The organism is Leptospira perolatii, from assembly GCF_002811875.1.
Taxonomy (GTDB): Bacteria; Spirochaetota; Leptospiria; order Leptospirales; family Leptospiraceae; genus Leptospira_B; species Leptospira_B perolatii.
On record NZ_NPDZ01000001.1, the window covers coordinates 583,525 to 597,084 of the forward strand.

Genomic DNA, 13,560 nt, shown 5'->3' on the forward strand with positions numbered 1-13,560 from the left:
TAAGTGGAATATATTCGATTTATTGAATAATAGCTTGAATCTTTTAAAACACGCTTGTATATGAAATTGTCCCTTATGAACCCAATTGCCTCCTTAGAATTTCCGGCCAAATTGTTACCGGATTGTCTGCCTACGAAGATTCCATATGCATTTCTGGAGTCGGGAATGGGTGAGGCGTGGTTAGATCGTTCGGATAACCAGCTAACGGGAGCTATACGAGCCGGTGATTTTTTACTATTTGTAGGCGATTTCCAAACAGAGTTCTTGGAAGGAGTGCTGCAAAATTGTCAGTCAAAAGAGCTGCATATTTTACCTTCCGATTCCGATTGGTGGAGAGAGCTAAGCGGAAGCGGTAGATTTAAAACCGAAATTTATTTTAGAGAGAGTTTCGACTGGTATAGTTTGGATCAATGGATGTTTCGTGCGGCTCAAAGAAAATACTCCAAGGGTATAGAAATCCGCCCGATCGATCCTAATTTTGCAAGTTTTCTATTGGAACAAGAATGGTCCCGCGATCAAATTTCTAATTTTGAATCGGCTCGCAGTTTTTGCCAATATGGAGTCGGCTTTGTAGTCATTGAAGGATTGCAACCGATTGCTTCTATTGCATCTTATCTAGTCTATAAGAACGGAGTAGAAGTTCAGGTAGACACTCACCCTCAATATAGAGGCCAAGGACTTGCAAAAGCCTTGGGAATCCGGATGTTCCAATGGGGCCTGGAACAAGGAAAGTTCGTCCATTGGGATGCGATTTCAGGTGAATCTGCAGGTATTGCCCGAACCTTGGGATTAAGGGAAAGCAGAAAATACGAATGCATGAAACTTTCAAAGCAATCGTAAACTGTCTTGTAATACCAAGTTCGCTTTGATCCTCTAGTCAAATTGGAGCACTGCTCTATTTTTGAGTGAATTTAACTCGAATCTAAGGCAGAATCTTTTGAAAGCTCATGTCTATTTTTGACGCTCATTTTCATATTATAGATCCCAGGTTTCCTTTGGTCCCAAACCACGGTTACCTTCCGGACCCATTTCCGATTTCGGATTACCAACCTTGGGTTCAAAAATTGGGAATCAATGGAGGGGTAGTCGTTTCCGGATCCTTTCAGGCATTTGATCAGACGTACTTAATCGATGCGCTTAAAACATTAGGAAAAAATTATGTAGGTGTGACTCAGATTTCCGTTCACACTGCCGATTCTGAAATCTTCGAGCTTGCGAAAGCAGGAGTCAAAGGAATTCGATTTAATGTCAAGCGTGGTGGCTCCGAATCTTTGGCAAGAATCAGGGAGCTTGCCAATCGGGTCTATGACCTTGTAGGCTGGCACGCAGAACTGTACATAGATGCGAAAGAAATCGATGAATTCTTGTTTAAGCTCTTTATTTCCTTACCTAAAATCTCTATTGATCACCTAGGTCTTTCGAAGGAAGGACTTCCCACCATGATAAAACTAGCCGAAAACGGAGTGAAAATCAAGGCGACCGGTTTCGGTCGTGTGGATTTTGACGTTCCGATCGCGTTACGAATGTTTGCAAAAGCGGACCCGACTTCACTGATGTTCGGAACCGATTTGCCGAGTACTCGATCCAGAATACCTTTTTCAGAAAAGGACTTAGAAACCATCCAAGAAGTATTCGAAGGTGAACTCTTGGATGATGTCCTAGGAAACAATGCTCGGAAATTCTACGGAGTAGAATCTTAATCCGTCTATTTCTTTTGAAAAATCTTTCCGGCTATGGATCGAACGATGAATCTGGGAAAAATCTTCGTGGAAAGAAAGTGCAGATAATTCATCGTTCCGGGAATTGCTTTCGATTTTCCTAATAGAACGGCTTCGAATCCTATCCTCGCGACCTCGCTTGGTTCCATCGCAATTCTGTACGCCAAGGTCCCGAGAGATTTTTTTCCTTCTTCCGCGTGTATTCCCGCTCTCGATAAAAAATTTGTGCGAGTAGTTCCTGGAAAAAGTATGCTTACTTCTACTCCAAATGGAGATAGCTCCTCTGCCAAGGCTTCCGAAAAACTTACCACATAGCTTTTGCTCGCTGCATATGCTGCCATAAAAGGCAAGGGTTGGAATGAGGCGGTAGAAGCGACATTCAAGATAGAACCTCCACCTCTTTCCTTCATTTTTTTTCCGAAGATGGAACAGAGTTCTGTTAGGGAGATTACGTTTAGGTTTAGCATGGATTGAATTTCTGCAAGACTGAGCTCGACCGTTTCTCCCCATAATCCAAAACCTGCGTTATTCACAAGAATGTCCACGTTTGCGTCGAGCGATTTTGTCCACGCATAAAGTTTTTGACCGCTTCCTTTGGAGGTCAGGTCTAACTCTAACGTTTCTATCTTTTGGTTTTTGGAGATCTTAGTAAGTTCCTTTTTGGTTTCTGTTAGTTCGGACTTGTCCAGGCTAACAATCAATAGTCGATATCCGGCTTTGAGAAATAATTTGGAAAATTCCTTTCCGATTCCGGAAGAACCACCGGTGATCAGTACGGTTGGAGTTGAATCAGAAGTATTTTTTTTCGAATGTACAGGTTTACTTTTTTTGCGTATCATATTTTTGAAATATTCTTAGAATCTCTTGTCATGAAAAAGAACGTTTGGAAAGAAAGGTTTCCTTGAATCGGACTTAATTCAAGTCGAAAATCGGTTTTTTCCTTATACACTCCGATTGTCCTTCGCCTAAGAGATCTAATGTGATGCAGTCAAATCGTAACGAACAATTTGTACTGGATTTTGAATCGATGGAACCAAGAAGGACAGGTACTAAGAATGGTCCTGGATTTCTATCTTGACTCCCCTTTTCTGGAAAATTACCCTCGTTTGTGTCTTTTTCTGAAGTTGCTCGAATGGAGTTTTCCGAGAACGCAAAGAAACCCTGACCGTAGTCGGTTGTAATTCTGGTAACTTTGGAAAGGAAAAGGGCGGACCCATGAATGAACTATTTTCCAAGATAAATGAGTACCTTAAAAAAATAGAATCAAACGGAAAAGAAATCACTACGGAACGAAAAGAGATTCTAAAGTCGTTGGCATTTAAAGTTCAAGAATCTTTGCACGATAAAGGAAAAGCAAACCTGGTCTTTGTATGCACTCATAATTCTAGAAGAAGCCAATTGGCCCAAGCTTTGGGAGCTTGTATCCCTCAGTTCTATGATATCCCCGGAGTAAAATCTTTTTCTGGTGGAACCGAAGTAACTGAAATTTACCCAACCGTAATCTCTTGTCTAGAAAATGTAGGATACAGAATCGAAAACGAAGGACCTCCTCGAAATCCAAAATACTCTTTTCGTTGGGCGGAAGGAGGTCCTGCACTCATGGGCTTTTCCAAAAAGATTTCCGATGCAACGAATCCAAACTCTGAATTTATCGCAGTAATGGTTTGCTCCGACGCGGATTCTAGCTGTCCTTATGTTCCTGGAGCTGAATCTAGAGTCAGCCTTCCATATAACGATCCTAAGAAATCAGACGGTACATCGGACGAGGAGCAAAAATATTCTGAAACTAGGGATCTCATTTCAAAAGAATTGTCTTTCGTATTTAAGCTAGTAAAAGAAAATCTATAAGGGAAGTCTTGAATTGATGCAGTTAAGCGAAAATATGGAGTGGGCAATTTCCTGGAGTTCTGGAAAGGACTCGGCGTTTGCATTTTGGGTCGCGGAAAAAATGTACGGAAAAAAACCCAAATTTCTGCTAACTAGCATCAACCAAGAACGATCCAGAGTATCGATGCACGGAGTACGCGAAGAACTCTTGGATCTCCAAGGTGATAGAGCAGGAGTTCCTCTATTGAAAGTTAGATTGCCTGAACCCTGTCCTATGGAAGTCTACGAAGCAGAGATGGATATTGCATGTGCGCAACTAAAGGAAAGTGGAGTAGAGATCTTGGTATTCGGAGATCTTTTTCTCCAGGACATTCGGGACTATAGAGAAAAGAAACTGGCCAATTCGGGGATTCGTCCGGTGTTCCCGATTTGGGGTCGGGACACAAAACAACTCGCTTTAGACATGATCGCCAATGGATTTAAGGCCAAAATAAGCACTCTGAATCCTAAAATACTTTCTCCTGATTTAGTCGGTCTGGATTTCGACTTGGATTTTTTACAAAAGCTTCCGGCTACTGTAGATCCCTGTGGCGAAAACGGAGAATTCCATACGATCGTCTATGATGCGCCTTTTTTCTCTCGCCCGATTCCGATCCGACTAGGTGAGATCGTAGAGCGAAGCGGCTTCACTTATGCCGACTTATTAACCGCGAGCTGAACAAATATAAGCTTCTTCTCGCGCAATTTTTACTCTCTTCCGCCATATTGCTGATTCTCTGGCCTTTGGCCTAGGCATTCAACATGTAACCTATTAGTAATCGAAAATTTCTTTTATCACTGAATTCCCTGTGATTCAGCGTGCGTGCCGGGTCTTTGTAAAATAGTCCTAGTGAATTCGTAATTAAATTGTAATAAAAATTGTTTAGATTCGGTTACAACGATTACAAATCCGTTACGGGCAATTTTTCGAAACGGTAGGAATTCATCGGTTTAAAAATGAAAAGAATCAAAGCAAAGGGAAGGAAAAGGACGGTACTTCTTGTCGGAATTTTGGCTTTCCAAACACAGATATTAAGGGGACAAGAGAAAAGTCCAGAGCCTACAAAACAAGAGGAAAAGGCTCATCGAGTACAGGAACTATATGAGGATGAAGCCACGGGCCAAATTTACAGAAAGCCCGGTCCGAATCGGAAAAAAATCATATTAGAAAATCAGAATTTTACAACCAGCCTTCCAGAAGCTCCGCTTCCGAACGGGATCGCGAATAGACCCCAGGATCCGAATACGGAGAGATTAACTATTACAGGTCGAGTGCAATTCCGTGGTATTTCCGGACAAGCCGGCTCCGTTTATGCGAATGGTCGTGACGACTTCTCCGTAGTTGATTGGAACTTTCGAAGACTTCGTTTGGGATTTATCTATGAAGGGGACAAATGGTGGGGGGGTATGGCCAACCTACGTTTGGAGAACGCAATTAGCAGTCAGTTCCTCCGTACGAAAAAAGACGCCGCAGGAAACGTAAAAGATGTATCTCTCGGGAACGCAAGAGGGTATATCCAAGAAGCAGCTATTTGGTTGAACATCCCGTGGATGAAATCAAGACTTTTCTTCGGCGCGATTAACGTTCCGTTTCAAAGGGAATATATAGCCACTTCTGCAAACTTGATTAACGTGGAACGCTCTATGGCCACACTCGTACTTCCTCAATTCGATGCAGGTGTTAACCTTTTGCTCCATCCGCTAAAAGAGATCAATGAGAAGTGGGAAAGGATGCTCACAGTTCAGCTTATGGTTGCGAATGGGCATGGTGGTCCAGGAGACTACGGATTCGGAAGAAGAGTGGACTTAGCCGAAGATAGACCAAATGTTCCAAAGCTGACTTCACCTGCCTATTACGGAAGAATGCAGTGGAATGTTTTTGGAGGATTGGATAAAAACGGAAAGGATATCGGATGGATAGAGGGAGAGGAAATCTTTCAAAAAGACACTAAGCTCTCTTTAGGTGCAGCCTTTGCAGATCATAGAAACATAAAAGTTCCATCGCCGTTTAACCCTGATTATTATCCAGCAGGGGTTGCGCAGCCAGGACTACTCGCATATCAAACCACACCGGATGGAGGCGATCCGGGAGCTTCTTACATTCAGCCGGCAAATAAAACTAGTCCGGGAAAACCGAAGCTAGGTTTGATCGGGCACACCTATGATTTTACCTTTACTTCCCACGGGTTTTATGCGAACGGAGCTTACTCTGTTTTTTCCGGATCTGCAGCTCCGGACAAGTTGAAAGGATATCACCTCTCTTTGGGTTACGTGTTCCATTTGGGCGGAGGAAAATTCATTATGCCGACAGCAAGATATGACTACCTCCAAGGAGATCTAAATTGGAATAAGAGTTTGGATCCCGGCGAGGTGTTTCGTTCCTACTGGATCGGCTTGAATCTGTTTGGTGACAAACACGTTTTCAAAGCCCAGATCTTCTATCAAATCTTTAGAGATAAGTTGATTCCGGATCGGGTTACCGGACAACCAACGGATGTTCGAGATAATGTGGTTTATTTTCAACTTCAAGCCAATTTCTGGACCGGTACTATGACGCCGGAAAGATTTGCGAGGCTAGAATAGGAGATCTATATGAAGTTATTTAAAATTATATTATTCTGCGCGCTCTTCTCATCCTGCAAGGGACCAGTTCCAGAGGAAGATTATCGGAATGTGTTAGGGCTGCTCTCTACGAGTCCCAGCGGTCATAAATCAGTAGTCCGTATAGATGTAGCATCGAACCTTACTTATAGCGGTATCTGCTTGGACAAGTTTGTGACCTTGACGCCCGAAGCGTATGTCTACTTGCATCCGGATTATGGATTAGATAATTCCATGAGAAAATCGGCGCTTAGTACAAAGTCCTGTGCGGATTTAGGATTTAGCGGAGCTGGATCTGTAATTATAGAAGCGAGTGGAGTTCAGTATAACTCGTATCTATGCGATCCGAATGCAGTTCTTTGCGCGAGCACCGCGATTCAGGCTGCAGGATTCTAGTTACTAGTTTTTTAGTCGAAAAGAGAACAGGCTGGGAAAAGATACAAATATTCCCAGCCGATAATCGGCAAAAAGAGTAAGCTCGCATGAATGTGCTCCAGATGGTTCTGCCGTTTTTGTTTTTTATTACGATCTTTCTATTCTCCATCCGCGAAAAGAAAAAGAAGATAGAATTTAAGGAAAGTGAATTTCGTAGAACCTTTCCTTCTTTCTTAAAAGGTAAATTCGATACAAAAACGGATCTAAAAACCTTAATCGCAAAATTAGAATCCGCAGGTTATACGGTAAAAAAGGTCGGGGAGAAATTGTGGTTTCAAAACGCATCTTCTCAAGAAAAATTCAGAAGCTGGCTCTGGTCTTACGGAGTGATCGATAAAGCATTCGATTCATCTTTTACATATAAGGTTTCCGTAAATTTGGGGGCAGTATTGACCGTGCCCGCTGTACTCGGTGTGGTGACATTTTCCGGACTGACGATCCAGTCTAGTATTCCACCGGAGAGGACCTCCATCATGCCATATTTCTTTTTAGCATTTGCCTTCTTTTTTGCGATTTCTACTTTCGTATCGCAACTCATAAAGGAGAAAAAAAGATTCCGGGAAAAACTCGGAATCTAATAGGTTCGATTGCGAATGTTTGAGTCCGGTGCAGCGATTAAATTGGCGATTGTTGTATTAGCAATCTCATCCATGTTCGGTCTAGGTTTGAAAATAAACCGGAAGGAACTCGGATCCTTAAAAGAATCTGGTCCTATTGTCCTAGGAGCTTTTTTACTTAACTTTCTGATTTTACCGGTCATTGCCATCTTCTTAGGAAAATGGTTTGCTCTCTCTTATCCTATCGCGCTTGGAATTTTTCTTTGCGCGTCTTCTCCGGGAGGAGCCTCCGGAGGTCTGTTCGTTCTAAAAGCGAATGGTAATCCTGCCATCGGAGGTTTGCTCATCGCAACACTTAACGCAGCAAATACTTTTATCACTCCGTTCCTATTTGCTCAATATACGGGAGGTGGGAAAATAGAGATCAATGTCTTAGGATATTTGCTCGGAGTCAGTTTAGTAGTCCAAGGCTTGCCTTTACTCTCTGGCCTGATCAGCAGACTGTATTTACCGAAACTGTCGGAGAAAGTTTTGCCCTGGGTAGAAAAGCTTAGCACGGTTGCCTTAGTCATTTCGATCTTGTTGCTCGCATTTGCGCATGCTTCGGATGCATTGCTCTTAGGCTGGAATTCATGGGTTGTCGCTGCGCTCTTGATCGTAATCGCTTTATCTGCAGGTACACTTTTTATTCGAGAAGCGCGTTCTGTACAAGCTTCTGTTTCTATGGTAACCGGGGTCCGAAGTTTGTCCCTTGCACTTTTGATCGCGGAACTTTATGTCAATCAACCTGAAACCTTACTTACGATTCTGATGTACGGACTATTGATGTATATTTTAACTTGGACTGTTTCCTTGAAATGGAAAGACGTCAAAGCAAAGTAAAAATCCGGATATAAATGTGTATCAATCTTCAAAGTCGTAGAGATCGGGAAAATATCCGATCCGTACTGGAATTTTACCGAACGAGGGGTTAAATCGAACGAGAAGGTTTTCTTTTTTGACTGCAGCAACAGGCGCTTCTAAGAAAATCTGCGAATCTCCGACCCAAAGATATTCTGGTAAGAATCTAGCAAAACGAAAGTTATTCGAAATATCGATTTCGTTTAAAGACTGTTTCTTTGCTTGCGCCTCGCCTTGCTCGTTTCCTTCGACTGCGAACATGATTCCGTAAGCAATCATGACTACTCCGACCAATATTCCTTTTCCATTACTGGTGTTCGCAGAAATATAAGCGATACCGGCCCCTAAGGCGGAGATCATAGAACCTATTGCGATTGCACTTGCGGTTTTTAGCCCCGCAATCGTTTCTTCTTTTTTTGCAGAAGAAAGAAATTTATGAAAGTAACGAGAATCTTTCAGAGTTTCCTGTATCGCATTATCTCGTATTAAACGTCTCTGGTACCAGTCTGCGGTAGAAGGACCCAAAAACAATTGGCCCTTTCTACCGGTTGAATCCTGCCAATTTAGATCCGTCCGTTTTCCAAAGAATTCAAAGCTCAGATTTTTCAAGCCGGTGATCAGATTTGGATTCATTCCAGTGCTTGAGTATGGTTCAGGTCCGGGGCCACCAAACAGTACTAATAGCTCGGCAGGAGGATTTGTAGAACCTGACAATTGTTTCAGCCAGGAAGATTTCTGGGAAAGCTTGAGTGCAGCCTTGAATTCTGCCTTCGCTTCATTCCAATTTCCACAAGTAGTAAGAAGAGTGGCCAGCAAGATCCTAAGAGTGGCGTCGTCAAATTGACCCTCTGCGTTTGGTTCACTATTGAGTAAATTTCCTGCATAGGTTGCTTCTATTTTGGCGGAATTCAAATCACTGGATTTTGCATAAAACAAACCGAGCAGAATATGCATGTAGATTATTTCTGCTTCAGAAGCGTAATAGCCTTCGGGTGATTCCATATAAAAGAATGATTTCGAATCTCGGTTACTAGTAAAACGAAGTTTTGTTTTGCTGCGCTCAGCTTGTCGCTTCAAGTCAGAAAAATCCATATCGCCTGAGAAAAAGCGTAATGTAGATTTTTCTAAAGTAGTAATGAAGGAACCTCTCTCACCAGAAGGAAACTCTGCGAGGGCTGCCTTTGGGTTCGGCTCTCGCCATTTCAATTGAGAAGAATGGTAGTCCTCCCGGATTAGGAGCTCGCCGCAGGAAAGATAGAAACCAAGAATGAGGACCAGAGTAATTTTGGAACCAATACCGGCACAAAAATTTACTCCGAAGGGACGCATCTTATCTTCCTTTATCCCCCCTCCGGAGAAACGCAGGGATATCGTAATCCTCTTGCCTCGCGCTCGCTTTGTTTTTGAGATTCCGATACGTATCTTGGTCTAAACCTCTTTCAGGTTCTCGCCGCAAAGATTTCGATTCTTCCTCTTGCTCTATATCAGGAATTCCTACAACTTTTCGGAAACTATTTACCTTTGCTTCCGGTTGTCTTAACCCGGAGGATAAAGAGTTCGGTCTTTTATTAAAGCCGGTTGCAATTACTGTGACTCGGATTCTATTTTGCAACTGAGGGTCTTCTGTCAGGCCAACAATGATATTCGCGTTCGGATCCACTTGAGAGGTGATGATTTGAGAGACTTCGTTCCAATCAGAAATCGTAAGATCGGATCCGCCGGTTACATTGATCAGTAGGGAAGTCGCACCCATAATTGATCTCGAATCGAGTAGAACATTGTCGATCGCATAACCTACAGCTTCCAAAACCTTGCTTTCTCCGGAACCTTCTCCGACGCCCATAACCGCATCGCCGGTGTCCTTCATAATCGCTTTTACATCTGCAAAATCTACGTTAATGATTCCCGGATTGTTTACGATGTCGCTGATTCCTCTGACAGCGTTCAGTAATATATCATCTATGACTCTGAAAGCTTGATCGATCGGAGTATTCCGATCCACTACCTGAAAAATCGATTCATTATTTACTAATATTAGAGTATCTACATAGTTTCTAAGTTGGTCGACTCCTCTCTTTGCGAATTCCATTCTTCTTCTGCCTTCAAAAGAGAAGGGGATCGTAACAACTCCTACGACCAAACATTTTGCTTCCTTTGCGATCTTGGCTACAATTGGAGCAGCTCCGGTTCCGGTTCCGCCACCCATCCCTGCGGTCACAAAGACTAAATCAGCACCTTGGATCACGGACAGTATCCTATCCTTGTCTTCCTCCGCGGCTTTGGTTCCCAACTCGGGATCTCCCCCAGCGCCCATTCCTCTCGTTACCTTCGAGCCTAGGTTGATCTTATTTTCTATGGGAGATTTCTTAAGAACCTGTTCATCAGTATTCATGATGACGTATTCCACACCGGTCATACTCGAATTCGCCATCCGAGAAACGGCGTTCATTCCGCCGCCGCCGATTCCTAGTACTTTAATAATTGCAGGGCTTGTCTTTTCCTCATCTTCAAAACGTAACATTTTTTACCTTCCTAACACCCTTTCGTAAATTAAGGAATTCTTATAAATTCTCTTCTATCCAACGACGTACTTTTCTTCCCCAGGATTCAGTGCGGTCCTGGGACTTTTGTTCCATGTCGGTTAATCTGGACGCATATTTAACCAGACCCACTGCTGTGGAAAATTCGGGAGAGGAAACTCTTTCGGACAAACCGGACAAACCCGCTGGCCTTGCGCGAGTTACTGTCAGCTTGAATACATCCTCTGCGAGGACTTCTATCCCGTCCAATAGGCTCCCGCCTCCGGTTAAAATGACTCCACCCGCCAAAAAGGATTTTTTTCCGGATTTAACTAGTTCAGCGTCCAGCATTTCGAAGATTTCCCTCATTCGAGGTTCGATCACGTTGACCAACTCTTCTCTTAAGACTGTACGGGCCGGTCTTCCGCTAATCGGCGGAACTTCTACCGTCTCCGTCGGATCTATTTCGTCTAACGCGCATTGGCCATATCTCTTCTTCAAAAGCTCCGCGGTTTCGATTGTAGTCTTCAGGCCGATGGACAAATCCGAAGTAACATTGTACCCTCCGAACGGAACGATCGCTGAATAAGAGATACCGCCATCGATATAAATAATCAGATCGCAAATTCCGGCTCCGATATCTATTACGGCTGTACCTAAATCTTTTTCGCCAGTGGTCAGTACCGCTTCCGAAGATGCCAGACTAGAAAGAACTCTTGCTCCTTCGGCTAAGCCTGCCGCTTCAATACATTTATCTAAATTATGAAGTGCTGTTATACCTGCGGTGACGATATGAACTTCGGCTTCTAAACGGACTCCGGTCATGCCAATCGGATCCTTAATAGAGGATTGGTCGTCCACCGAAAATTCCTTGGACAATACATGGATAATTTCCTGATCAGCCGGGACACGAATCGATTGAGCTGCCTCGATCACTCTGACCACGTCGGGCTCTGTGACGACTCGGTCTCTGTTTGTAATCGCAACTACTCCTTTAGAGTTGTCTGCCCTGACTGTTTTGCCAGTTAAGTTTACGATTACCGAACCAATTTCCTGACCGCACATAAGTTCCGCTTCGCTGACGGCTTCGATGATCGAACGAGTTGTTCCCTCTATGTTTACGATAGAACCGTTCTTAATTCCGGAGGAAGGAAAGGATCCTGTGCCGATAATTTCCGTCTCATATTCAGAGACAGGACGTCCTACGACCACTTTCGTGACCGAGGTACCTAAATCCAATGCTGCGATGATCGTATTGGAGTTTTCCATATCTTAGTGGTAGACCGCGTCTTCGCCCCGAATGTCGACTAACTTCGGTTGAATATTTTCTTTTTCTAAAAACGCTAGAACAGCGTAAAGCTTTCGAACTTGTTCCGTTTGAAATAAGGTTCCAACTTGGACTCGGATCGGCTTTGGAATATCGGTATAAACGAAAATTTCTCCGTCTTCGTGTAATGCAATTTCTGAGATTCTAGATTTGAGTGCAGGGTATGCTCTGAATGCATTCTCCACAGACGTGTGAAGGTCTTGAAAGGATGCACCTACTACTTTTCCGTTCTCGCGATGAAATGTACCGGATAATATCGTGAGACCCTTTGTTCTAACATCATCTTTTGATAATACATGAAATTCTGAATCAATTTCAAACAAGGAACCATCGGAGTTTACGATGTAGGTAGGTTTTCTCTCTGTGATCTCGACTAGCAATTGATCTTCAGACTTTTTTTCTAGATGAGCTGATTTGATTCTGGGGTGCGAAGACAATTTGGCTTCCATGAGACTCAGATCGTAGTTTTCGAAGGAGGTCCCCGGTTGGATTCCCATGGTCTGAATGATTTCTTCCGTCTTTAATGTTTCGTGTCCGGTTAGGATAAGCTTATTTAGTTCCTGAGGAGTTTTTCCCCTTTGGAAAGCAAATCCTATGGCTCCAAGCAATAGAAACAAAGCCGCCAGAAGCCACCAACTGGTTCTTTTTTGCAGAAATTCCTTTAGAAAGTCAATTAGATTATGTCTCATACAGCTTTCTTCAGTTCTTTTTGTACCTATTTTATAGGTATCGGGATCTTTGAAAGGAATCTCCTAGTTTTTAAAAAGGCAATCTAACGGTTTTAGTTGTCATACTAACTGGGCCGATGGAAGATTGAAAGGGCCCTTTTGAAATGAGATTTAGCCGACCTTCTCCGATTTATATTGGCTTTGTTTTCTTTATAAGCTTCGGACTCATCATGTACCAGGCGATCATAGAGAGAGCCGGTACCAAGGATATGTATCCTTATACTCTAAAAATCTATTACCCAAAGTCGGAGGGAATCCGACCGGGAACTCCGGTCAGTATTCTCGGAGTAGAAAAGGGGCTAGTCCGGGATTTGGACGTAGTTCCGATCGAAGATGTTCCTGATAAAAAATTCCTAGATGTACACCGAAAAAAGGCGGTAGAGATTACGATTCGACTCTCCGATCCGATCACTCTATATTCAAATTACGGAATTTACTTTCGGACTGCTACCGTGCTTTCTGGAAGAACGATCGATATAGACCCGGGGAGTGCGGAGGAAAATCCGAACGAAGCTTTTTTTAACCCTACTTTTAAGGAAGGGCAAGATATCGTTCCGGACTTTTCACCTTCTGCTCGGTACTATGACGACTTTTTTGCGGCCTCCACCGGTATCATTAGAGAGAACCGGGATGATATTCGTCTGAGCTTTAAGAATATGCAAGAGATCTCCGCTAAATTGGGTGGAGAAAAAGGATCCGTTCCTCGCCTTATTAATTCTTATGAGCTCTATGACAGACTCTCCGAAACCGTCTACGATATGCGTCTTTTTGGCGACGACGCAAGAAGATACATGGAAGGATACCGAAAGCTAGAAAGAAACAGCACGATTCCATTTTCGATCAACTTGTATCGCAGGACGACGTTGATCGGAAACGTGTCCAACGACTTCTATTTCAATAAGTTATAAT

Annotated in this window: 14 protein-coding genes; 9 read left to right on the forward strand and 5 right to left on the reverse strand. The window is 43.2% G+C overall.

Annotated features, from left to right (window positions below; translation table 11 throughout):
• Positions 1-75: 75 nt before the first annotated feature.
• Together CH373_RS02765 and CH373_RS02770 are read left to right on the forward strand one after the other, a co-directional pair.
• Positions 76-840 (forward strand): GNAT family N-acetyltransferase, encoded by a 765-nt coding sequence (locus CH373_RS02765; protein ID WP_165778766.1) that lies wholly within the window; start codon positions 76-78, stop codon positions 838-840.
• 107 nt (positions 841-947) lie between these two features.
• A complete protein-coding gene (locus CH373_RS02770) occupies positions 948-1,700 on the forward strand; it encodes an amidohydrolase family protein (protein WP_100712424.1) in 753 nt (250 codons plus the stop codon).
• 5 nt (positions 1,701-1,705) lie between these two features.
• Here the strand turns inward: CH373_RS02770 and CH373_RS02775 are convergent, their stop codons facing one another.
• Positions 1,706-2,557, reverse strand: a complete 852-nt coding sequence (locus CH373_RS02775) for an SDR family NAD(P)-dependent oxidoreductase (RefSeq protein WP_100712425.1) — start codon at positions 2,555-2,557, stop codon at positions 1,706-1,708.
• Positions 2,558-2,933: 376 nt separating this feature from the next.
• On the opposite strand from CH373_RS02775, the gene CH373_RS02780 reads away from it, so the two are divergent.
• The 6 genes from CH373_RS02780 to CH373_RS02805 all read left to right on the forward strand — a co-directional run bounded on the left by CH373_RS02780 (position 2,934) and on the right by CH373_RS02805 (position 8,059).
• Positions 2,934-3,566 carry a low molecular weight phosphatase family protein gene (locus CH373_RS02780; protein WP_100712426.1) on the forward strand — a complete coding sequence of 211 codons (633 nt, stop codon included), beginning with the start codon at positions 2,934-2,936 and terminating at the stop codon, positions 3,564-3,566.
• Between the two features lie 16 nt (positions 3,567-3,582).
• Positions 3,583-4,263: a Dph6-related ATP pyrophosphatase gene (locus CH373_RS02785; RefSeq protein WP_207761421.1), complete on the forward strand. Its 681-nt coding sequence runs from the start codon at positions 3,583-3,585 to the stop codon at positions 4,261-4,263.
• A 278-nt stretch (positions 4,264-4,541) separates the two neighbouring features.
• A complete protein-coding gene (locus CH373_RS02790) occupies positions 4,542-6,167 on the forward strand; it encodes a hypothetical protein (RefSeq protein WP_100712427.1) in 1,626 nt (541 codons plus the stop codon).
• A 9-nt stretch (positions 6,168-6,176) separates the two neighbouring features.
• The gene (locus CH373_RS02795) at positions 6,177-6,581 is read left to right on the forward strand and encodes an LA_3150 family lipoprotein (protein WP_100712428.1); all 405 of its coding nucleotides are present in this window, start codon (positions 6,177-6,179) and stop codon (positions 6,579-6,581) included.
• An 86-nt stretch (positions 6,582-6,667) separates the two neighbouring features.
• Positions 6,668-7,198 (forward strand): hypothetical protein, encoded by a 531-nt coding sequence (locus CH373_RS02800; RefSeq protein WP_100712429.1) that lies wholly within the window; start codon positions 6,668-6,670, stop codon positions 7,196-7,198.
• 15 nt (positions 7,199-7,213) lie between these two features.
• Positions 7,214-8,059 (forward strand): bile acid:sodium symporter family protein, encoded by an 846-nt coding sequence (locus CH373_RS02805; RefSeq protein WP_100712430.1) that lies wholly within the window; start codon positions 7,214-7,216, stop codon positions 8,057-8,059.
• Between the two features lie 21 nt (positions 8,060-8,080).
• Here the strand turns inward: CH373_RS02805 and CH373_RS02810 are convergent, their stop codons facing one another.
• From CH373_RS02810 to CH373_RS02825, 4 genes are read right to left on the reverse strand one after another with little or no spacing between them, the layout of a single operon-like run.
• Positions 8,081-9,406 (reverse strand): hypothetical protein, encoded by a 1,326-nt coding sequence (locus CH373_RS02810; protein ID WP_100712431.1) that lies wholly within the window; start codon positions 9,404-9,406, stop codon positions 8,081-8,083.
• Position 9,407: 1 nt separating this feature from the next.
• Positions 9,408-10,598 (reverse strand): cell division protein FtsZ, encoded by a 1,191-nt coding sequence (gene ftsZ / locus CH373_RS02815; RefSeq protein ID WP_100712432.1) that lies wholly within the window; start codon positions 10,596-10,598, stop codon positions 9,408-9,410.
• A 40-nt stretch (positions 10,599-10,638) separates the two neighbouring features.
• A complete protein-coding gene (ftsA, locus tag CH373_RS02820; protein ID WP_100712433.1) occupies positions 10,639-11,865 on the reverse strand; it encodes a cell division protein FtsA in 1,227 nt (408 codons plus the stop codon).
• Between the two features lie 3 nt (positions 11,866-11,868).
• A complete protein-coding gene (locus CH373_RS02825) occupies positions 11,869-12,612 on the reverse strand; it encodes a cell division protein FtsQ/DivIB (protein ID WP_100712434.1) in 744 nt (247 codons plus the stop codon).
• Between the two features lie 143 nt (positions 12,613-12,755).
• On the opposite strand from CH373_RS02825, the gene CH373_RS02830 reads away from it, so the two are divergent.
• Positions 12,756-13,559 carry an MlaD family protein gene (locus CH373_RS02830; protein WP_100712435.1) on the forward strand — a complete coding sequence of 268 codons (804 nt, stop codon included), beginning with the start codon at positions 12,756-12,758 and terminating at the stop codon, positions 13,557-13,559.
• Position 13,560: the final 1 nt, after the last annotated feature.